The organism is Terribacillus halophilus (genome assembly GCF_900101385.1).
Lineage (GTDB): Bacteria > Bacillota > Bacilli > Bacillales > Amphibacillaceae > Terribacillus > Terribacillus halophilus.
Genome location: NZ_FMZB01000001.1, coordinates 402,338 through 423,840 on the forward strand (window position 1 = coordinate 402,338; position 21,503 = coordinate 423,840).

The following is a 21,503-nucleotide window of genomic DNA, read 5'->3' on the forward strand; positions in this document are numbered from 1 at the left end:
CTATGGACAAGTTTTCCATCCGAACTGCATATAGTAGCAAGGAATGGAGGTTTGCTGATGAAACGAAACCTTGGATTGCGACTCGTCCTGGCTGGGACGATGGTGATAGCTGGTCTGCTCTTTTTTTTCACCGATCGGTCCACCCATCCTATTCCGTACAATGAAGTCCATGAAGAAATGATCCGTCATGCATTGGAAGAAGTGAACGCTACAGCTGTCGAGGAACTGGCTGTTTATGATACGTATGAAGTAATGGGTGTAGGGTTTCAGCCTGAAGGCACTATTCGTTTGCACATCCGGAATGAGGAGGCTGAAGTCGATCATCGGATGCAACCCGTCTGGGAAGAAGTGAAAGGCGAGGCGGCTGATGTTCTGGAAGCGCATGACTTGGAAGATGACATCAATCGGGAGATCGAACTGGAGATCAGTCTGATCGGACCGGAGGGAACGGTTTTGCACACGCACTGAGCATGCTTTTCTCTTTTGCTTAAAGTACGTACCTAGCGGGTATATAAAAGCAAGACCAATTGGAAGGAGTGAGGCGTATGAAGGTAGCAGGCTATTTCGGATTCTTTATCCTGGCGCTTGTCCTCCTGCTGATCTATGTGTTCACTACCAATACCCTATTTCTTCTGCTCACTATTTTATCTGGTGTGGCAGGGGCATTTTTCTTATTCCGTGAATTGCGAACGAGAGAAAAGAAAGAACCAAGAGAAAGGGACTATAATCGAAAGAGGAGATCATGATGGGACATGTAATCCAAACAGAATCAGGATATAACGTATTTGCAGAGGACATCGGTACTGGTATTCCCGTCGTCTTCCTGCATGGGTGGCCGGTCAGCCATAAGATGTTCGAGTACCAGATGAATGAGCTGCCAAAACACGGCTTTCGCTTCATCGGCATCGATCTGCTTGGTTTTGGGAAATCAGACAAACCATGGAACAGCTACACATATGATATGCAGGCAGAAGCTGTACATCATGTCGTTGCGTTTTTGGGACTGGAACATTTCGTTTTGGCTGGTTTTTCCATGGGCGGACCGATCGCCATCCGGTATATGAATAAATACGGTCTTGCCAAAGTGGACAAACTACTTCTGATGGCTGCAGCGGCACCTGTTTTCACGCAGCGTGATGCTTATCCTTTCGGTATGAAAAAAGAAGAAGCGGATGATATGATCAAGCAAATCCAAGCAGATCGTCCGAATGCACTGCAGGATTTCGGTGATATGTTCTTCGCCCAAGAACACTCCAACCCCTTCAAGCAATGGTTCTTCCATCTCGGACTGGAAGCAAGCGGCCATGGAACGATCCAGGCGATGGAAGCGCTCCGTGATGAGGATCTTCGCGATGAGCTGGCACAGATCAGTACCCTGACCTATATTTTCCATGGACAAAAAGATGAAATTTGTCCATTCGATTTCGCTAAAGAAATTACCGGTGGCATCGTCAATTCGACTGTGATTCCTTTCGCGGACAGCGGACACGGTCTTATGTTCGATGAAAAAGAAAAATTCAATCAGGAACTACTGCGTGTATTGCAAAGTTAATGGGAACAAATAGAGTTGACGGTTTGTCAGCTCTATTTGTCATGAGCAGGAGGAAATCAAATGAATGATATTGTTACGTTTACTGGGATAGCGGTTGTCCTTATCCTCGTTGGGATTGCTGTTTTTTATAACACAGGCGCACGTAAACGTCCAATGCAGAATCCCGATCGTCATCGGGAGCAGCTAAAACTGCAATGGGATACGCTGAAAGTCAGACCGACGGCATTGGTGGATGAAGAACATATCGAAAGACTGAAAAAGGCATTGGACTTGGAGTATTTGGTAAAGGTCAACGATGCGTTCCGCCAGGAGCATTATGATTGGAGCCAAAAAAAAATCAACACGCATTTCCGCGGGTTATTCCGCTTCTTCATGCTAGCCTCCATCTTCCGCAGCAAGGAATTATTCGATAAGGATATTCACCGTTTATGGGAAGTGATGCGTCAATTCGAGGAAGAATACAAGGCATTTTGTATGCGATTTTTCGATGGGGAAATCACAGAGGATAGTTCAGAACGAGGAGAACGCCATGCTGAGGAAAGAGAACGGTTTGAGATCAAGTATCTGCTGCTGTTTCAGTTGGGGGAGCGTACACCGATGAACTGGGGTGAATTTTTCCAGTATGGTGACGGAAGGCAGTTCATTGATTACATCCAGATGCACGATATGGAGGAAGTGAAACGGGAATATATGGCGGATAATATCACTCCTGATGCAGAGAGGACATTCGAGAATCTGTATCACCATATCAAGTGGGGGATGGAAGCTGACCCTGAAGAGCTTCGTAATTACCAACCTGGTCCGGAGGGAAGTAAAGAGGATAAAGAGATGGATATGAGTATTCTTTACTTCCTCTATATCAGGGACGAGGCAACGGATGAGGAAAAACAAACATTGTCCTTGTACACTGGTAAAGGCAGCGGGTTTTATGCTACCAATGAATCCTTTGGTAAAATGCAAAAGAATTAGAAAACCCGAACTGGGACGTGAATCTTGAAACAAAGATACGCGTAAGGTCGGAATTATTGACGTTCATCTATACTAGCGAATTGTTCTGTCGAAACGCTGCGCAGAAAATATGGTTCGTTTTTAAGCACAGCATGTTAGTTATGTCCAACCCCCTTTCTGTATTTTCATACTACCTTCAGCAGGCTGTGAATAAGCTAGTCCTGAAGGGAGGATCGGCTTATGCGCCATCGAATGAAAATCAAGCCAAAGCATTTGGCAGTCCTATGTTTTCTTGTCATGCTGCTCCTTTGCCTATTTGCCCTCTTTCTGAAGAATGCTTCTCCCAACCAGGCCAAACGAGCTGTGGAACACTTTTATACCTTTGAGCAAAAAGGTGAATTTGCCTCTTCTTGGGGTTTGCTGCATAAGGATCTGCAGGCCCGCTTTCCTCGTAAAGATTATGTAACCGATCGTTCCCATGTGTTCATGAGTCATTTTGGGGCAGATACGTTCCAATTTAAAATCGAAGAGGGAGACAAAAAGCATAAATGGCGTGCAACACCAGATGGACCAACATACAAGGATGTTTACTCCTACACAGTCAAACAGAATTATGACGGGAAGTATGGCCGCTTCACCTTCGTGCAGTATGTCTATGTCACGAAGGTGGAGGGAGAATGGCGGATTCTCTGGGATTATCAAAATCAGAATGGACTCCCAGCCAGTTCTTTCCGCAGCAGCAAGTTGAATAGCTGAGGGTGCTCCAATGGGAAGCCATGTCTGCTATTTGCAATCAGGAGACTTTTACAAAAGGGATGACAGTCGGCAAGTTTGGCTGCCGATCGTTTCATGATCGATTTCTCCTTTTCACCGACCGTAACAAGGACATTCGTTTTCGTATTTGGGAATTCGCTGGGGATGGAAAATTGCATATTTTCTTCAAGCATCTTGGTGAGTGCCAAATAGGATATTTGCAAACTTTGTTGGTAATATGTTTCGAAATCTTCCGCTGGTATAGCGAGCGCACGGGCTTGCAAGGCTGAAAAGCTTCTGTTCTTGATCAGGGGATGCGTGCAACGGACTGCGTTCCGAATGATGCTTTTCGGTAAGGTACTGGGAATTGTAAGAGGACTGTTCAGCATGCTAAAACAAAAAAGCTCTGGTCGTTTGCTTACCATTCGCAAAGCAATTTGGGCGCCGATGGAAAATCCGATCAGTGCGACCTTTCCTTGGCCTGTATTCAGTTCTACCCAATGCAGCAATTGGTTAGCCAGTCGTTCGATCGAAGCGTCCGCTGTGCCAAATTCCAACTCGGCAACCGCGCATTTGTAATCAGAAAAATGTGCTAGCTGTTTTTTCCACATCCAGCCGCCGACTCCGCCTCCATGCAGAAAAAGCAGGGTATGCGGCTGCTGTTCGTTATAAATAGATACTTTCATTTCCTCACCTCCATTTCTAAGTATACTGCAGTACTGACAATCTTTCTCCAAAGGCGTATGATGGAGGAAAAGAGAAATGGAGCGTTAAGATGAAAGCAATTCTTTTTGATTTGGATGGTACGATTCACGACAGGCATACTACTTTACAGCGGTTCCTTGCCGACCAATTCCAGCGATTCCAGTCCGAGCTGCATGGTGTCGAGGCAGATGGGTTTGCGAAGGCATTCCTGGAGTTTGATCAAAATGGATATGTCGAGAAGCCGATTGTATATAGAGAACTATTAAGCCGGTTTTCCTTGGACACAAGCTTGGAGCCTGCATTGACTGCAGATTATTTCGAAAAGGTCGCACAATTCGCGGTAGCATATCCGGATGCGCTTGAGACGCTGCAGGAATTGAGTATGTCTTATACATTGGGAATTGTCACGAATGGACCTGCGTTGCTCCAGCAGCAAGTGATCGAACAGCTTGGCTTGTATTGGCATTGTCAAAGCATGATCATCTCCGAAGTGGTCGGTTTGCGAAAACCGGATCCTGCTATATTCAAGATGGCGCTGACAGAGGTGGAGGCTGATGCATCTGATGCAATCTTTGTCGGCGATCATGTGGACAATGATGTGGTTGGAAGCAGAAATGCTGGTTTGCAGCCTGTCCTGTTCGGCGGGAAACTGGAAGGGGTGCCTTGCTTTTCTGATTGGCGTGTACTGCCAGCTCTGATTGCCAACTGGAATCGGTCTGAAAGGAAAAATAAAACCGACTATACTATAATGGACATGGACTAAGCATTTACATAAAGGGGAGATTGGATGGCTGGGAACGTGACACAAAGAGAGTATAAGCTGATTGCACTTGATATGGATGGTACAATGCTCAATCCTCGCGAAGAAGTAACGGAAGCGAATCGTAAAGCAATACAACGAGCACAGGAGGAAGGCGTGCATGTCATCCTCAGCACAGGCCGGGGCATCCGGACATGCAAGCCATACGCTGATGATCTGGGGTTGCAGTCGTTTCTGGTGACAGTGAACGGAAGTGAAATCTGGACTGCCGAGGGCGAGCTGCTGGAGCGCGTATTGATCGAGGATGATTTGATCAAGAAAATGAAACGGCTGGCGGATGAATATGATACGCATTATTGGGCTGTCAGTACAGAGCATGTCTTCCGTGGTAATTTCCCGGCTGATATGGAGGAATATGAATGGCTGAAATTCGGCTTTGATACGTTTGATGACACAACACGGGAAGCTATCGTCAAAGCCCTGTCCGATAAGAATGAGCTGGAGCTTTCGAATTCCAGTCCAACGAATATCGAAGTCAATGCTGTCGGCATCAATAAAGCCGAAGCAGTACAAAAGGTTTGTGACCGGCTCGGCATTAAGATGGAACAGGTAATCGCCATGGGTGACAGCCTGAATGACATTAAGATGATCGAAGCTGTCGGCTGCGGTGTAGCGATGGGCAATGCCCAGGATGCAGTCAAAGAAGTTGCAGACTTTCAAACGGATACAAATGAAAATGATGGGGTAGCGAAAGCGATCCACCATCTGCTAGGATGGTCATAAGCTCGGGATTTTCCGGGCTTCTTACATAAGGGGGGAGACAGAATGAAGACAGATCATTTGTATTACCCATATCATTCACAGCGGATGACGACCGTTGCCAGACAAGGAATGGTGGCTACATCGCAGCCGCTTGCCGCTCAGGCGGGACTGGATATGCTGAAAAAAGGCGGCAATGCAGTCGATGCCGCCATTGCTACTGCGGCGATGCTGACAGTGGTCGAGCCGACATCGAACGGAATCGGCGGTGATGCTTTTGCACTTGTTTGGATCAAGGACAAGCTTTATGGACTGAATGCCAGCGGCCCGGCACCTAAATCGATCAGTATCGAAAAAGTAAAGGAACTCGGGTATGAAGAGATGCCGCTGTATGGCTTTCTGCCGGTAACGGTACCCGGTGCACCAGGCGGATGGGCGGCCTTGAGCAAGCGATTCGGGAAGCTGCCGCTGATCGAAGTGCTGCAGCCGGCGATATATTATGCTGAAAACGGTTTTGCGGTCACGCCGACAGTTGCCAAGCTATGGGAACGTGCGTATAAGAAGTTCAGTACATCCTGTACCGATGCCATGTACAATGGCTGGTTCGATACATTCGCTCCAAATGGAAAGTATCCGCAAATCGGAGATATATGGCGATCGCCTGATCATGCCGAAACACTGCGGCAAATAGCCCGCACAGATGCGGCTGCCTTTTATGAAGGAGAATTGGCTGATAAAATGACGGAATTTTCTGCCGAAAATGACGGATTCCTGACGAAAGAAGATTTGACTGCCTTTGAACCGGAATGGGTGGAGCCGATATCGGTGAATTACCGGGGGTATGATGTTTGGGAGATTCCGCCGAATGGGCAGGGTTTGGTTGCTCTTTCAGCTCTTAATATATTGAAGGGATTCTCTTTCCATGAAAAAGAAGCAATTGATACATATCATAAGCAGATGGAGGCAATGAAACTCGCATTTGCCGATGGGCATGCATACATAACGGAAGAACAGCATATGCCTGTCACAGTAAAGGAACTGTTATCGGATGATTATGCGGCACAAAGACGTGCCATGATCGGTGATACGGCAGAGCAACCGGAAGCAGGGGAACCAAAGACGGGCGGAACGGTTTATTTGGCGACAGCAGATAGCGATGGAAATATGGTTTCCTTCATCCAAAGCAACTACCATGGCTTCGGATCCGGGCTGGTCGTTCCAGGAACAGGCATTGCACTGCAAAACCGCGGGCATAACTTCAGTCTTGATCCGGAGCATGCCAACAAGCTGCAAGGCGGAAAGAAGTCCTTCCACACGATCATCCCCGGTTTTTTGACGAAGAAAGGGCAGGCGATCGGACCGTTTGGTGTCATGGGCGGATTCATGCAGCCGCAAGGGCATACCCAAGTGGTCATGAATATGCTTGATTTCGGACTCAATCCGCAGACAGCGCTTGATGCGCCGCGCTGGCAGTGGGTCAAAGGCAAGACATTCCATGTGGAAGCCGATTTCCCGAAATATATTGCCGAGGCGCTGATTCGCAAAGGACATGAAATCGAAGTCAAAGCGGACAGATCCACTTTCGGGCGCGGACAAATCATTTGGCGCGATCCCGGCAATGGAACATTATATGGGGGAACCGAAGCACGAGCTGATGGCAGTATCGCTTCGTTTTAGAAAGGTTGGGCAGCATGATATACTGGCAATTATTTTTGGCTTTTTTCCGTGTCGGCATCCTTGGCTACGGCGGGGGACCTTCGTCTATCCCGCTTGTGGAAAAGGAAGTCGTCAAACAATATAAGTGGATGGATGATGAAGAATTCGGCAATACGCTGGCACTGGCTAATAGTCTGCCTGGTCCGATCGCGACGAAATTAGCAGGCTATATCGGCTATCGCGTCGGCGGCTGGCTCGGTATGATCAGTGCACTGATCGCGACCATCATCCCGACGGTCGTCTTACTCATCATCCTGTTTTATTTCGTCGATGCATTGAGTGATCAGCCATGGCTCAGCGGCATGACGACAGCAGTCATCCCGGTAGTGGGAGTCATGCTGGCGGTAATGACAATCGATTTTATCAAAAAATCCCGTAACGGACTGAAGGGGTGGCAGATTATCGCGTTATTGGCTGCTTCTGTCCTTTTGATTGAGCTGCTTCACATTCACCCTGCTTTCCTTATCCTGGCGCTTCTCCTGTTTGCGCTTGTGAAACCGGAGAAACGGAAGGAGGAAGAGGGCGCATGATTTATTGGCAAATATTCCTGGCCTTTTTCATTCCTGGCGTTGTGGGTTATGGAGGTGGTCCAGCCACCATTCCGCTGATCGAAAACGAAGTGGTCGATAGATATGGATGGATGACAACCGCGGACTACAGCCAAATGCTGGCATTGGCAAATGCACTGCCTGGTCCGATCGCAACGAAACTGGCTGGCGTGATCGGATTTCAGCAAGCTGGTGTATTGGGAGCGGTAATCGGCTTGTTTGCCACCGTTGCACCGTCGCTTATCCTGATGATTGGCTTGCTGAGTCTATTGGCAAAATTCAAGGATTCCCCACGGGTGAAAAGAATGACAGCATATATCCGGCCGACGATTGCGGTGCTGCTGGCGGGAATGGCGGTCAGCTTCTTCCATACTTCCTACCAAAGCGCTGGATGGCTGCATACGATCATCCTGGTTGTGGCAAGCTACCTGCTCATGGAAAGATGGAAGGTGCATCCGGCCTTTGTGATACTTGGAGCCTTGGTTTACGGTGCGGTGTTCCTAGTATGAGATCCTGCAAATAATGCAGGATCTTTTTCTCTGGGCAGGAGATGGAAAGAAAAGGGCTAATGTAATTAGTAAAATAAAATTCACTGCATAATCTAGTAGGGAACCGGGTAGCTACTTAACATGGGGAATAGGATAAAAAAGGAAGAAGGAGCATCTAATGCGCGTTACCATTTGGAACGAATACCGTCATGAGAAGGAAAACGACCAGGTAAGAAGCATTTATCCCCGAGGCATCCATGGAGCAATTGCCGAGTTTTTGAAGCAAGCTGGATTTGCCGTGACGACCAGAACACTTGAAGATCCGGAACAAGGTTTGGATCAAGGAACACTGGAACAAACGGATGTCCTGATCTGGTGGGCACATAAGGCTCATGAAGAAGTGAATGACCATGCCATCGAGCGAGTGAAGCAGCGCGTTCTGGCAGGTATGGGGCTGATTGTCCTCCATTCGGGTCATTTTTCCAAGATATTCCGTAATTTGATGGGCACGACATGTGATCTGAAATGGCGTCAGGATGGGGAAAAGGAACGAATCTGGGTAGTCCAGCCAAGTCATCCGATCACCAGGGGACTTGGTGAGTATTTCGAGCTTCCAGAAGAGGAAATGTACGGCGAGCATTTCGATATACCTGAACCAGACCATACGTTGTTCATCAGCTGGTTCGAGGGCGGGGAAGTCTTCCGCAGCGGCTGCACGTATAATCGGGGAAAAGGGAAAATCTTCTATTTCCGGCCCGGCCATGAAACGTACCCGACTTATTATGATAAAAATGTGCAGACTGTCATCCGCAATGCTTGCGAGTGGGCAGCAGCACCATCGGCTGTCGTTCCGCACTACGGCAAATCGGAAGCCTTGGAGCCGATACTGCGACTGGCAAAGAAATGAGCGTATAAAGCCGTCTTCCACACTGACGGCTTTTACATAAATGAAAGAGACAAGTTAAAAGGAGGAGAAAGAAAGATGCGAGCAATCGGGATTTATAAACATGCATCCGTGGATCAGGCAGATAGTTTTGCGGAAGAACAGGTGGACAAGCCAAAAGCTGCAGGGGCGGATGTACTTGTCCAGGTAAAAGCAGTCAGCGTCAATCCGGTGGATACAAAGCAACGCAAGCTGAAGGAGGACGATGGCAACTTCCGCATTCTCGGTTTCGATGCAGCAGGCATCATCGCGGAAGTCGGAGACGAAGTGGAAGGGTTTCAGCCAGGGGATGAAGTTTATTATGCTGGATCGGTATCCCGTCAAGGGTCCAATAGTGAGTACCAGCTCGTCGACCATAAGGTGATTGCCAAGAAGCCTGCCAATCTCAGTTTCTCAGAAGCTGCAGCATTGCCTTTGACAGCGTTGACTGCATGGGAAGCGATGTTTGAGAAAATGCATATACCGCTTGATGCAAAAGTGAATGAAGATAAGACGATCTTATTGATCAATGCCGCTGGCGGTGTCGGTTCGATTGCATCCCAGTTTGCGAAACTGTATGGCTTGAATGTAGTCGGAACTGCATCTCGTGAAGAAACCATCACGTGGGCGAAGCAGCATGGCACCGAACAGGTGATCAACCATCATGAGCCGCTGCATCCACAGCTTGAGAAACTGGGAATCGATAGTGTCGACTATGTCTTTTGCATGCATCAGCTGGACAAGGCGTGGGATGACATTATCGAAGTTGTAAAACCGGAAGGCATCCTCTGTGCCATTACAGGTCCCGTCGAAGGTATCAAATTGACGGATTTGACGTCCAAGAGCTTGACGTTGGTCTGGGAGTATATGTTCACACGTACGCTCCATCAGACGCCGAGCCGATATATACAAGGCGAAATCCTTGCCAAAGTGGCCAAGCTGGTCGAAGATGGGCGAATTCGCACGACGAAAACGGAAGAATTGGAAGGCCTTACTGTGGAGAACCTGCAAAAAGCCCATAAGCGCTTGGAAAACGGGAGCATGATCGGGAAACTAGTCATCACGGTGTGACAAAGGCAGGCATTACGCCTGTCTTTGTTCTGTTTCCTGCCGATTCTGTTGTATAATGATAGCAAGACATAAGGTGGAGAGGTGAACTGATATGATACATAAAGTAGCTGTGATAACAAGCGGAGGAGATTCCCCAGGTATGAATGCGGCCATCCGGGCGATTGTCAAGGCGGCAAACTATCACGATATCGAAGTTTATGGAGTCGAGGGCGGTTATCAGGGTCTGATCGAAGACAAATTATCCATCCTTCGCACAGCGGATGTGGAGACGATCGCAAACAAAGGCGGGACAATCCTGAAAACTTCACGATCGCTTGCTTTCATGAATGATTCCGGCAGAAAGCAAGCAGTAGAGGTACTCCGTAACTATGGTATCGCTGATGTCATCGTCATTGGCGGAGAGGGATCCCTCCAAGGTGCACAAAAGCTGCATGAACTTGGTATCCGGGTAATCGGTATCCCGGGAACAATCGACAACGATCTTGATTACACCGACTATTGCATTGGCTTCGATACCACGTTGAATACCGTGCTCAGTTCCCTCGGACGAATCAAAGATACCGGTTTGTCCCATAACAAGACGACCATCGTGGAAGTGATGGGCCGACATTGCGGCGACCTCGCTTTATTCACTGCTGTCGCCGGTGAAGGTGACATCATTTCGACACCGGAGCATAAACTTAGTTTTGAACAGATTTGCGAGAAATTGCAACAGAAGATAACCAAAGGCCGAAATGACAATATCATCGTCGTTACAGAGCGGATGTATGATTTGGATGAGCTGCAGCAACATATCGAGGAACAGATGCAAATCGAAGTACGCACAACCGTACTTGGATTCATCCAGCGCGGCGGTGAGCCATCCGCATTCGATCGTATCCTGGCCAACAAAATGGGAGTCCAAGCGGTGAAAATGCTGATGGAAGGCCAGTCCGGGTTTGCAATCGGCATCAAAGCCAATCAGCTGATCGCAAAAGATTTGCAGACGATGCTCGATGAAAAGAAGGATAAGCAAGCGAGTTATGATTTGCTGGATATGCTGTTATATACCACATGAACGATCCGAACCAGATCACGCCTGCCCCAGGCGTGTTTTTTCTTTGGCGAAACATGTATATACAATGTTATTGAAAGCGTTTGCAAATATATGATAAACTTTTTATACACTGCAGCAGAAAAAAATAGGGGAAGGCTTAAAGGAGCCGAAAGGAGGGAAAGAGATTATCGCACTAAAGAAAGCGTTTACCAAAATGCGAGGAGGAGCTGTGATGAAGCGAAGCTTTCTGATGGTTGCCTTACTTGCCGGTCTGGGGCTGGCAGGCTGCTCGGCCGTGACGAGCGGGGATGGTGCGAATGATGATAAAGTGCAAATTACATATGCGAGGGGGACGGATACGACTGGTGCCACGGATATACTGGTCGAAGCATTCGAAAAGGAACATCCTGAAATCGATGTGGTCGTCCGGGAAATGCCTTCGGATACTGGAGAATCGCATAACCAGTATGTAACGATGTTCAGCGGCAAAAGTCCGGAAGTCGATGTATTCGATGCGGACATTGTCTGGTCCGCGGAATTCGGTCAGGCAAACTATGTGCTGCCGCTTGATAGGCTGATTGAGCGGGATCAGGTGGATATGGACGCTTACTTCCCGGCTACAGTCGAAGCAGGCCGATATAACGGAAGGCAGTATGCCATGCCGGGCTATGCTGATGCAGGCTTGCTCTACTACCGGACAGACATAACCGACCAAGTCCCTGAAACATGGGATGAACTCGAACAGTTGGCGCAAGAGAACATGGGCAAAGAAGGCACAAAATTCGGATATTTGATGCAGGCAGCCCAATATGAGGGCATCGTGACCAATGCCATCGAGTATATCTACTCCTACGGCGGTCAAGTGCTGGATGCCAATGGGAATGTGGTCATTAACAGCCCCGAAGCAATCGAAGGTTTAGAGAAGATGATCGACATAACGAACAGCGACTTTGTACCAAATAACATACTGAACTTCATGGAAATCGACACAGAGTCTTCTTTCAACGAAGGAAATGCCGTGTACGCACGAAACTGGCCGTATTTGAATGATACAGCGAATGACCCAGAGATATCAAAGGTAGCAGGCAATGTCGGCATCGCCACGCTTCCAGCCGGAAGCGAAGGGGCAGCGTCATCATTGGGAGGCTGGATGCGGATGATCAATCGCTACTCCGATGAAGTGGAAGCATCCTGGACTTTCGTGAAGTGGATGAGCGGAGAAGAAGGGCAGAAGATCAGCGCTCTAGAAGGCGGCAAGGCTCCGACTTTGGAAGCTTTATATGAGGATGAAGAAATAACGGATGTCAGTGCTGTGCTGGCTAGCGAAGATTTCTATGATTCACTGCAGAATGCGATACCGCGCCCAATCACACCGATTTATCCGGAAATCTCCGATATTATGCAAATCGAGCTTTCCAAGGCGCTGGCCGGGGAGATTACGGCTGAGGAAGCGGTTGAGCGAATGGAAACAAAAATGAAAGCTGCGTTGGAATCCGTAACCAATTAAAGGAGCTGAGCGTATGAAGCAACCGAAAAAGAGACGGTTCCAGCTGAGTGAACGGCAGCTTGGTTACGCGATGGTCGCGCCGTCTATCATTCTCATTGCCGTCATCATCATTTGGCCGATTATGTTGTCTGCCTGGAACAGCTTGTTCGACTACCGCTTGAATGACCCGGCAAAAGCAGAACGGATCTCCACATTAAGCATCAATCTCGAAACCTATGCGGATAACAGGTATCTCGTCTATGACACGATGGAAGATATCAGGTCGGCGATGCCTGATGCAGGCGGGACGCTTGATGATATTGCGACTGCATTGGATGAACAGCATGAAACATTGTTGAATAGTGATGAAGGACTTGCCGGCCGCTATGAAGAAGTCAACACTATGCTGGAAAATTATCAGCCTGTCAATGACGATGAGCTCCGGCTGACGGAGGTACCGGAGGAATGGGCAGATGGGTTTGCCAATACACTGGATGAGCAAACGGCAGCTGTCCAGGCATTGCGGGAAGATGCTCCCGAAGAAGCTGTCCAGCCATTGACAGATTTGGAATCCCAGCTGTCGAATACGAAAGGATCGATTCTGGAACCCAACTTTGTCGGGCTGAAGAACTATACCTCCTACCTTGGGGACGGGCGGACGTGGACGGCGATGCTGAATACGCTGTTATTCACCGTCGTTACTGTAGGCGTTGAGCTTATCATCGGGATGCTGGTCGCTTTGCTCATCAACCGGGTATTCATCGGACGCGGGCTTGTCCGGGCAGCAGTACTCGTACCATGGGCAATTCCGACAGCAGTGGCAGCGATGATGTGGACATTCCTGTTCGACGGTCAGTCCGGTATCATGGCCCATTACATGGCGCAATTCGGTCTCATCGATGACCCAGGGACGCTGCTTTCCACTGGAGCAGGTGGCATGTTCTCTGTCATGTTTGCTGATATCTGGAAAACGACACCGTACATGGCGCTGCTGCTTTTGGCTGGCTTACAGACGATTCCGCGTTCGATGTACGAAGCAGCGGAAGTCGATGGTGCGAATAAAATCCAGCAATTTTTCTCCATCACCTTGCCAATGATCCGTTCGGCAATCCTGGTTGCGGTCTTATTCCGTGCACTGGATGCATTCCGTGTGTTCGACCTCATTTATGTCCTGACTGGCGGAGGTCCGGCGAACTCGACGGAATCCATCAGTGTCTATGCTTACAAACTCTTGTTTGAACAGCAGAATTTCGGTGCTGGTTCGGCTTTGAGTGTCATCGTATTCCTGAGCGTCGCATTGCTCAGTACGATTTTCATCAAGCTGATCGGATCGGATTTGTTCAGCGGAAGGCTGAAACAATAGGATGGAGGAGGATCTAATATGGCAAAACGTGCTGGAGTCGGCTTTTACATTTTTTTGATCATTTTTGTATTCCTGGTCATGTTCCCGTTTATCTGGGTGCTTTTGACCTCTATCAAACCGCAGGGAGAAATCTTTTCTTCTTTCCAGTGGTTTTCCAGCAATATGACTCTGGAAAACTATGCATCGGCGCTTGAGACGAGACCATTGCTCATGTACATGCTGAATAGCTTTGTTGTGGCAACACTCACTACGATCATCTCCATCATTGTCGCATCTTTCACAGCCTACGCGGTCACACGGCTGCCAATCCGTTTCAAAGGATTGATTCTTGGATTGGTGCTGGCAGCATCCATGTTTCCGCAAATCGCAGTCCTATCACCGATCTTCAACTTTGTCACCGATGCAGGCTTGCGCAACAGCTATCTCGGTCTGGTTATCCCGTACATCACCATCAGTTTGCCGCTGGCAATCTGGATTCTTTCGACATTTTTCATTAAAATACCGCTGGCTTTGGAAGAATCGGCGAAGCTGGACGGAGCAACACCTTTTCAGACATTTCGTAAAATTATCTTCCCACTGGCTGCACCAGGCGTCTTTACGACAGCCATCCTTGTGTTCATCGCAGCCTGGAATGAATATCTGTTCGCTTTGACGATCAATACCGATGACCGCTGGCGCACGATACCAGTCGGAATCTCATTCTATCAAAGCCAATACACCATTCCGTGGGGAGATATCACGGCCGCTACCGTCATTGTGACGATTCCGATCGTCGTCCTTGTTCTCTTGTTCCAGCGTCGCATCGTCGCTGGTCTGACAAGCGGATCTGTCAAAGAATAATAAACTTGGAGGTACAGCTAGCTTATGAAAACCTTACGCGTAGGAGTAGTCGGACTAGGAAGTATCGCACGCAACCGCCATTTGCCGGAGCTGGAACAGAACCCGTATACCGAAATCACTGCTGTTTGTGATGTGGTGCCGAGTCGGTCGGAGGAAATTGCCAAAGCATATCATGCGACAGCATACACCGAATACGAAGAGCTGATCGAGGACCCGCGCATCGACGCGGTCATCGTCTGTGCAGCTAACCATCTGCATGCACCAGTGTCGATTGCTGCATTGCAGGCGGGAAAGCATGTACTTTGTGAAAAGCCGATGGCAACGACACTGGAGGAAGCGGATGAGATGATCGCGGCACAAAAGGCAAGCGGCAAACTCCTGCTCATTGCGCACAATCAATGTTTTGTCCCATCGCATCAGAAGGCGCGGAAGATGATTCAAGCTGGCGAGCTTGGGAAAATTTATAGCTTCCGGACGACATTCGGTCACGGCGGTCCGGAACAATGGAGCATCGATGGGAAAAACAGCTGGTTCTTCGATAAAGACAAAGCATACATCGGCGCACTAGGCGATCTGGGCGTGCATAAGTCTCATTTGATTGAATTCCTGCTCGATGAGCCGATCCAGGAAGTGGCGGCATTTGTCGATACATTGGCGAAACCATACGCAGATGTGGATGATAATGCAGTCGCGGTCCTGCGAACAAAGTCAGGGATCATCGGCACACTGACTGCCAGCTGGTCTTATGTAGCAGAAGAAGACAATTCCACAATCATATATGGTGAGAAAGGCGTCATCCGTCTGGAGGATAGTCCTGATTACAGCTTGGTCGTCGAGTACCAGAACGGAGATCGGAGCAATCATTCCCTTGGTGCGATTCAGACGAATGATGCCCAGACACAATCGAATTCCGGTGTTGTGGACGCGTTTGCAAGCTGTGTGCTGCATAATGCTTCCGACTGTCCGATCACAGCCGAAAAAGGCCGTTCGGCGCTGGCTGTCATCTTGGCGGCGTTGGATTCCAATAGTGATAAAAAAGTGATCTCGCTTGCATCAGAACCGGTAGAGAAGGGGGAACAAGCATGAAATTAGGCGTCTTTACAGTATTGTTTCAGGAACTTTCTTTGGAAGATATGCTTGCACGTGTCAAACAAGCGGGATTGGATACAGTCGAAATCGGTACTGGCGGCTATCCAGGCAATGCACATTGCCCGATTGATGAATTGCTGGAGAGTGAGGAAGCGCTGAAGAAATACGGAGACACATTCGAGAGATACGGCGTTACGATCGGAGCTTTCAGCTGTCACGGTAACCCTATCTCACCTGATAAAGCATTCGCGGAAGAATCGGATTGGCTTTTGCGTAAGACGATCAAGCTTGCTGCCAAAATGGGAGTCCCGGTTGTGAACTGCTTTTCAGGGGTGGCTGGTTCAGAAGAGAGCGCCACGAAGCCGAACTGGCCAGTCACGGCCTGGCCACCTGAATATGGGGAGGTGTTGAACTGGCAGTGGGATCAGAAACTCGTTCCTTATTGGAAGGAGCTAGGTTCTTTTGCTGAGGAGCATGGAATAAAGATTGCGCTGGAATTGCATGGCGGCTTTCTCGTCCATACACCTTATACCATGCTGAAGCTGCGCGAACTGACAAGTGATGCTATCGGTGCCAACTTCGATCCAAGCCATATGTGGTGGCAGGGAATCGACCCGACCGCTGCCATCAAGATACTTGGAAAAGCCGGTGCCATCCATCATTTCCATGCCAAAGATACGTACATCGACCCTGAAAATGTCAACATGTACGGCCTGACCGATATGCAGCCGTACAGCAATATCAAAGAGCGGGCTTGGAACTTCCGGACAGTCGGACTCGGTCATGGTCTGGAAGAGTGGAATAAAATGATCAGTGCGCTGCGCACGTACGACTACGATTATGTCATCAGCATCGAACATGAAGACTCATTAATGTCGATTGAAGAAGGGTTTCAGAGAGCTGTTGATAATCTAAAAAATGTCGTGATCAATGAACCTGCCACTACGATGTGGTGGACATAAGGATTGAAGGGTATCTGTCAGGAAGACAGATACCCTTTTTGTTTGTCATAAAAAACGTGTTGTGTCAGGCTTAACTTTCTAGGCTTTGCACTGCACCGGTATATTAATAGACCTAACTTCGAGGCACCATGTACATAATCTAACAAATGCTGTAAGAGGCAAAGGGGGAAGACAGATGAGAAAGTGAGTCATGTCTTTAGTGTTTACCAGTATATTGGCACTTAGTTTTTTGGTGGCATGCGGCAATACGGACACAGCATCTGGCGGCAGTGCGACATTAGGGGAAGCAATCAAGAATGGAGCTGCAATGGCAGTGCAAGAAGAAAAAGCTGCCTTTGAGGAGGCTGGATTGCAAGTGGAGCTTACGGGATTCGATGATCAAGGCGATCCGTAAAAAGTTGTCTCCAATGCACAAATCATTAGTTCCGATCAGGATGTGTACGGTGTCGTGGCTCACTTGAATTCCGGAGTTTTCATTCCTTCAGTGAAGCGTTATGATACTCCTTCTGTGTCCTCAAGCTTCGACAGCAACGGATGTGACGGACCGAGGCTTGAAGATGGTCAACTGGATTGTTGCGTCGAGTATACTGTTCAGCAAAACGGCAAAACAGAATTAACTTTTGATAAGAACCCAATGGACAGCTAGTCTTTTTACTCATTATTAATCTTTTCCTTCGAAAATACTGTCTCTCGTATAAGTATAGCAGCTATACAAGTTCCGTAGAGAAATAGTGCAGCTATAGAGAAAGGTTCGATAACTTTTGACAATTTATCTTTTGGTACAACCCAAAAAATAAACGTAGCGAACATAGCAGTACCTAATATTCCTATCACAAGTACATAAATTAACAAAGCTGCACGAGTAGCCTTCATTATTTGTTTTTTATCAGTTTTCATGATGCTCCTTTAAGGGTTGGTCTTCCTATTGTTCCAAGTATATCTCCACATGTCCTGCCATCAAAGTGGTTAATAAAGATATCGAAAACACCTATTGTCGGTAATCTATATTAATACTATAGGTATGATAACAAATGATAATTGCAGTAATGAACAGGCATAAGTTACCCTTTTACACCTGTTGCATGTCTATTTGCGCATCTAAACGCCTAGGCTTTTGGGAGTGAAATCTTGGTGAGTATTATATCTAATTAATAGTAATTATCCATCCATAACCACATCCTTTTGCTGTCAAACCCACCTCAGGAAAAAAGTCTGTAAATTATCCTCACAAAACACTTCATGAAATTTTATTTTAGTAATATAATCAATATGTGAAGTAAAATTTTAAAAAGGAAAGAGGGTGATCTCATAGTGAAGGGCGGTTTAACAGTGCTTCGGGAGAGTTTGCCTACGATTAAGCCTTCCGAAAAAAATGCAGCAAGCTACATACTTGCCCATCCAGCTGAAGTAGTGCATCTTTCTGTGCAGGAGCTGGCTGTGAAAAGCGGGTCCAGTGAAGCGGCCGTTATCCGTCTTTGTAAATCAATAGGTGTGACCGGATATCGGGAATTGAAGTTGAAGATTGCTGGAGATTTACAAAATGAAAGCGTTAACAAAGAGGCGTTTGGCGAAATTGAGCCGAATGATACGGTTGCGCATTTGATCGAAGCGATGGCAGAAAAGCATATGCAGTCGATCAGTCAGACGATGCAAGTGAACGAAGCGAAGGCAATCGAACAGGCAGCGGTAATGATATCCAGAGCAAGGAAGATTGATTTTTATGGGGTTGGAGCTTCTTATCTCGTAGCACAGGATGGAGAGCAAAAGTTCGGAAGGATAGGGAAATGGTGCACTGCATACAGTGATGCGCATCAGCAGCTGGCTTCGGCGGCGAATCTCACGTTTGGGGATGTTGCTTTTGCTATCAGTTATTCCGGGGAAACTGACCAGCTCTTGAAAGTTCTGCAGCAGGCAAAAGAGGCAGGAGCTACTACAATCGTGATGACAAAGCTAGGTCCGAACCGATTGCAGGAATTGGCTGATATTCAGCTGTTCACGGTGGCGAAAGAAGCTAGTATCCGCAGTGCAGCGACAAGCTCCCGGATTGTCCAAATGTATTTGATGGATATCATCTACACGGCAGTGGCAGGCCGGGATTATGAGCATACGATTGAGGCTTTGGAAAAATCGCGGCAGGCAATTCAGCAAGCATTCCAAACAGAGCAAAAGTGAGGGAAGAAAATGCTAGAGAAATTGACGACAGAAAAGCGCAATGACAGCACGATGAAGCTGGATCAGCTCAGCACGAAGGAAGTCCTTCAGCTGATGAACAAGGAAGATCGAAAGGTGCCGGATGCGGTGGAAGCAGCCTTGCCAGAAATCGAAGCAGCGGTGAAACAGGTGATCGCAACTTTTCGGTCTGGCGGCAGACTCATCTATACGGGTGCAGGAACAAGCGGCAGACTCGGAATTTTGGATGCAGTGGAATGCCCGCCGACATTCAGCACACCGGATGACATGGTCCAAGGATTGCTCGCTGGCGGTATGTCCGCCTTTCGAAAGGCGAAAGAAGGCGCCGAAGATGATCCGGACCTTGGTGCGCAGGAGCTGGAGGAAATCGGTTTATCCGCAAAAGATACGGTAATCGGTATTGCAGCAAGTGGCAGGACACCCTATGTCATCGGGGCGCTGGATTATGCAAAAGCTCTAGGAGCGGCAACAGTTAGCATCGCTTGTAATAAAGGCGCTGCTATTTCAAAGCATGCGAAGATTACGATAGAGGTAGAAACAGGTCCCGAAGTGCTGACAGGATCGACCAGACTAAAAGCTGGAACAGCCCAAAAGCTGGTGCTGAATATGATATCGACTGCCAGTATGGTAGGTGTCGGAAAGGTATACAAAAATTTGATGGTCGATGTGAAGCCAACGAATGACAAGCTCCAGGAGCGCGCCAAGCGCATCATCATGGAAGCAACCGGAGCGGATTATGTTGCAGCAGAAACTGTGCTCGGGCAAGCAGATGGTCAGGTCAAAACGGCGATTGTCATGTTGCTGCTCGATATCCCGAAAGAGGAGGCAGAAGCGAAACTGCATGATGCAGGCGGATTTGTCCGTACAGCGATAAAAGCGTAAAGGGGAGGAATCAGGATGGCGAAGATGAAACAATTGGCAGATGGTATTCTCCGCGAAGTTGGCGGAGAGCAGAATGTAGTTTCTTTGACGCATTGCATGACACGGGTTCGTTTACGGGTAAAAGATGATACACTGGTCAATTTTGATAAGCTGAAACAGATTGACGGCGTCATGGGTGTAGTGGCGGATGATACGATCCAGATTGTAGTCGGACCTGGTACTGTCAACAAAGTCTCCGATGAAATCAGCCGCATCACCGGGCTCGGTGTCGGGGAAGAAGCGGCGGAGATCGATAATCTGACTTTTGAAGAAAAAGCCCAAATTAAGCGGGAGAATATGAAGGAAAAGAATAAAACGCCGATTAAGTTCCTGTTGCGTCGCATCGGTAACATCTTCATTCCGCTTATTCCTGGTTTGATTGCTTCTGGTATTATCAATGGCGGTGTGAGCTTTGCTATAAACGCTGGTGCAGATGATACGTTGGCTATCATCCAGATCCTGCAGCTGGTTGGCGGCAGTCTGTTTAGTTTCCTGGCTATTCTGGTCGGCTGGAATACAGCGAAGGAATTCGGCGGTTCCCCGGTTCTCGGTGCTATCGCAGGTATGATTCTTTTCAATCCGGCACTTGCGAATATTACGTTATTTGGTGAAGCGCTCGTTCCTGGCCGTGGCGGATTATTCGGTGTCATCTTTGCTGCTTGGCTGATGAGTTTCATCGAGAAGCGTATAAGGAAAGTCATGCCTAATAGTATTGATATTATTTTTACTCCTATCTTAACGGTTCTGTTTGTCGGAGTGGCGTCATTGATTGTCATTATGCCGGTTGCAGGTGTGCTGTCAGACGGCATCACTTCTGGAATCAATGCTATTCTTGATGTCGGCGGTGTCGTGGCTGGTGCAATTTTGGCTGGTTTCTTCCTCCCTCTCGTTATGGTCGGGCTGCATCATGGGTTGACACCGATTCATATGGAATTGATTCAGACATTCAGCTTTACGGCTTTGCTTCCAGTGTTGGCGATGGCTGGCGGCGGACAGGTCGGAGCTTCTATTGCTGTCTTCGTCAAAACGCGCAATAAACGTTTGCGCAATATTATTAAAGGTGCCTTGCCAGCCGGCTTCCTTGGTATCGGCGAGCCGCTATTGTACGGGGTGACCTTGCCGCTCGGCCGTCCGTTCTTAACAGCATGCCTTGGGGCTGCTGTCGGTGGAGCCACACAAGCGCTGTTTGCTACAGGCGCAACTTCTATCGGTGTTTCCGGACTTTCTTTAACGCCGCTCATCGCAGAAGGAAAGTACCTGCAATATTTGATTGGTATTTTTGTCGCTTATATTGCTGGATTCGTGTTTACTTACTTCTTCGGGTTTAAGGAAGACATGGCAAAGGATATATAAAAAAATCAAGGAGGCTGGGACAAAAGTGTTTTAGCTAAATG

At 48.0% G+C, this 21,503-nt stretch carries 24 protein-coding genes; 22 read left to right on the plus strand and 2 right to left on the minus strand.

The window, feature by feature from the left end; translation table 11 throughout:
- Nucleotides 1–57: 57 nt before the first annotated feature.
- From BLQ53_RS01845 to BLQ53_RS01865, 5 genes are all read left to right on the plus strand, one after another.
- Complete coding sequence (locus BLQ53_RS01845) at nt 58–468, plus strand: hypothetical protein (RefSeq protein ID WP_093725426.1); 411 nt, start codon at nt 58–60, stop codon at nt 466–468.
- Nucleotides 469–545: 77 nt separating this feature from the next.
- The gene (locus BLQ53_RS01850) at nt 546–746 is read left to right on the plus strand and encodes a hypothetical protein (protein WP_093725428.1); all 201 of its coding nucleotides are present in this window, start codon (nt 546–548) and stop codon (nt 744–746) included.
- The gene (locus BLQ53_RS01855) at nt 746–1,552 is read left to right on the plus strand and encodes an alpha/beta fold hydrolase (RefSeq protein ID WP_093725430.1); all 807 of its coding nucleotides are present in this window, start codon (nt 746–748) and stop codon (nt 1,550–1,552) included. Before BLQ53_RS01850 ends, BLQ53_RS01855 begins: the two co-directional genes overlap by 1 nt.
- Before the next feature lie 60 nt (nt 1,553–1,612).
- Nucleotides 1,613–2,521, plus strand: coding sequence for a hypothetical protein (locus tag BLQ53_RS01860; RefSeq protein WP_093725432.1), 909 nt, complete (start codon nt 1,613–1,615; stop codon nt 2,519–2,521).
- Nucleotides 2,522–2,740: 219 nt separating this feature from the next.
- Nucleotides 2,741–3,256, plus strand: coding sequence for a hypothetical protein (locus tag BLQ53_RS01865; protein WP_093725434.1), 516 nt, complete (start codon nt 2,741–2,743; stop codon nt 3,254–3,256).
- Here BLQ53_RS01865 and BLQ53_RS01870 read toward each other — a convergent pair.
- Nucleotides 3,205–3,939 (minus strand): alpha/beta fold hydrolase, encoded by a 735-nt coding sequence (locus tag BLQ53_RS01870; RefSeq protein WP_093725436.1) that lies wholly within the window; start codon nt 3,937–3,939, stop codon nt 3,205–3,207. The two genes, BLQ53_RS01865 and BLQ53_RS01870, sit on opposite strands and share 52 nt — an antisense overlap.
- An 89-nt stretch (nt 3,940–4,028) precedes the next feature.
- On the opposite strand from BLQ53_RS01870, the gene BLQ53_RS01875 reads away from it, so the two are divergent.
- The 14 genes from BLQ53_RS01875 to BLQ53_RS01940 all read left to right on the plus strand — a co-directional run bounded on the left by BLQ53_RS01875 (nt 4,029) and on the right by BLQ53_RS01940 (nt 17,392).
- Complete coding sequence (locus tag BLQ53_RS01875) at nt 4,029–4,721, plus strand: HAD family hydrolase (RefSeq protein ID WP_093725438.1); 693 nt, start codon at nt 4,029–4,031, stop codon at nt 4,719–4,721.
- A 24-nt stretch (nt 4,722–4,745) separates the two neighbouring features.
- The gene (locus BLQ53_RS01880; RefSeq protein ID WP_093725440.1) at nt 4,746–5,501 is read left to right on the plus strand and encodes a Cof-type HAD-IIB family hydrolase; all 756 of its coding nucleotides are present in this window, start codon (nt 4,746–4,748) and stop codon (nt 5,499–5,501) included.
- 42 nt (nt 5,502–5,543) lie between these two features.
- On the plus strand, nt 5,544–7,154 hold the full coding sequence (locus BLQ53_RS01885; protein ID WP_093725442.1) for a gamma-glutamyltransferase family protein: 1,611 nt from the start codon (nt 5,544–5,546) through the stop codon (nt 7,152–7,154).
- A 14-nt stretch (nt 7,155–7,168) separates the two neighbouring features.
- A complete protein-coding gene (locus BLQ53_RS01890; RefSeq protein WP_093725444.1) occupies nt 7,169–7,723 on the plus strand; it encodes a chromate transporter in 555 nt (184 codons plus the stop codon).
- Nucleotides 7,720–8,250 carry a chromate transporter gene (locus tag BLQ53_RS01895; protein WP_093725446.1) on the plus strand — a complete coding sequence of 177 codons (531 nt, stop codon included), beginning with the start codon at nt 7,720–7,722 and terminating at the stop codon, nt 8,248–8,250. Before BLQ53_RS01890 ends, BLQ53_RS01895 begins: the two co-directional genes overlap by 4 nt.
- A 157-nt stretch (nt 8,251–8,407) precedes the next feature.
- On the plus strand, nt 8,408–9,136 hold the full coding sequence (locus BLQ53_RS01900; protein WP_093725448.1) for a ThuA domain-containing protein: 729 nt from the start codon (nt 8,408–8,410) through the stop codon (nt 9,134–9,136).
- A gap of 75 nt (nt 9,137–9,211) precedes the next feature.
- Entirely contained in the window at nt 9,212–10,222 is a 1,011-nt protein-coding gene (locus BLQ53_RS01905) for a zinc-binding alcohol dehydrogenase family protein (protein WP_093725450.1), read from the plus strand.
- Between the two features lie 91 nt (nt 10,223–10,313).
- Nucleotides 10,314–11,279: a 6-phosphofructokinase gene (gene pfkA, locus BLQ53_RS01910; protein WP_093725452.1), complete on the plus strand. Its 966-nt coding sequence runs from the start codon at nt 10,314–10,316 to the stop codon at nt 11,277–11,279.
- Between the two features lie 211 nt (nt 11,280–11,490).
- Nucleotides 11,491–12,765: an ABC transporter substrate-binding protein gene (locus tag BLQ53_RS01915; RefSeq protein WP_093725455.1), complete on the plus strand. Its 1,275-nt coding sequence runs from the start codon at nt 11,491–11,493 to the stop codon at nt 12,763–12,765.
- A gap of 13 nt (nt 12,766–12,778) precedes the next feature.
- Nucleotides 12,779–14,107, plus strand: coding sequence for a carbohydrate ABC transporter permease (locus BLQ53_RS01920; protein WP_093725457.1), 1,329 nt, complete (start codon nt 12,779–12,781; stop codon nt 14,105–14,107).
- An 18-nt stretch (nt 14,108–14,125) separates the two neighbouring features.
- Nucleotides 14,126–14,947, plus strand: coding sequence for a carbohydrate ABC transporter permease (locus BLQ53_RS01925; protein ID WP_093725459.1), 822 nt, complete (start codon nt 14,126–14,128; stop codon nt 14,945–14,947).
- Nucleotides 14,948–14,971: 24 nt separating this feature from the next.
- Nucleotides 14,972–16,033: a Gfo/Idh/MocA family protein gene (locus tag BLQ53_RS01930; protein ID WP_093725461.1), complete on the plus strand. Its 1,062-nt coding sequence runs from the start codon at nt 14,972–14,974 to the stop codon at nt 16,031–16,033.
- Nucleotides 16,030–16,998 (plus strand): sugar phosphate isomerase/epimerase family protein, encoded by a 969-nt coding sequence (locus BLQ53_RS01935; protein ID WP_093725463.1) that lies wholly within the window; start codon nt 16,030–16,032, stop codon nt 16,996–16,998. The genes BLQ53_RS01930 and BLQ53_RS01935 overlap by 4 nt, the downstream gene beginning before the upstream one ends.
- Before the next feature lie 190 nt (nt 16,999–17,188).
- Nucleotides 17,189–17,392 carry a hypothetical protein gene (locus BLQ53_RS01940; RefSeq protein WP_093725465.1) on the plus strand — a complete coding sequence of 68 codons (204 nt, stop codon included), beginning with the start codon at nt 17,189–17,191 and terminating at the stop codon, nt 17,390–17,392.
- 257 nt (nt 17,393–17,649) lie between these two features.
- On the opposite strand, the gene BLQ53_RS01945 is transcribed toward BLQ53_RS01940, so the two are convergent.
- Nucleotides 17,650–17,895 (minus strand): hypothetical protein, encoded by a 246-nt coding sequence (locus tag BLQ53_RS01945; protein WP_093725467.1) that lies wholly within the window; start codon nt 17,893–17,895, stop codon nt 17,650–17,652.
- A gap of 414 nt (nt 17,896–18,309) precedes the next feature.
- Here BLQ53_RS01945 and BLQ53_RS01950 point away from each other — a divergent pair, with 414 nt between their 5' ends.
- From BLQ53_RS01950 to BLQ53_RS01960, 3 genes are read left to right on the plus strand one after another with little or no spacing between them, the layout of a single operon-like run.
- Nucleotides 18,310–19,170 carry a MurR/RpiR family transcriptional regulator gene (locus BLQ53_RS01950; protein ID WP_244499208.1) on the plus strand — a complete coding sequence of 287 codons (861 nt, stop codon included), beginning with the start codon at nt 18,310–18,312 and terminating at the stop codon, nt 19,168–19,170.
- Between the two features lie 9 nt (nt 19,171–19,179).
- Nucleotides 19,180–20,070, plus strand: a complete 891-nt coding sequence (gene murQ / locus BLQ53_RS01955) for an N-acetylmuramic acid 6-phosphate etherase (RefSeq protein WP_093725471.1) — start codon at nt 19,180–19,182, stop codon at nt 20,068–20,070.
- A gap of 15 nt (nt 20,071–20,085) precedes the next feature.
- Complete coding sequence (locus BLQ53_RS01960; RefSeq protein ID WP_093725473.1) at nt 20,086–21,462, plus strand: PTS transporter subunit EIIC; 1,377 nt, start codon at nt 20,086–20,088, stop codon at nt 21,460–21,462.
- Nucleotides 21,463–21,503 lie beyond the last annotated feature (41 nt).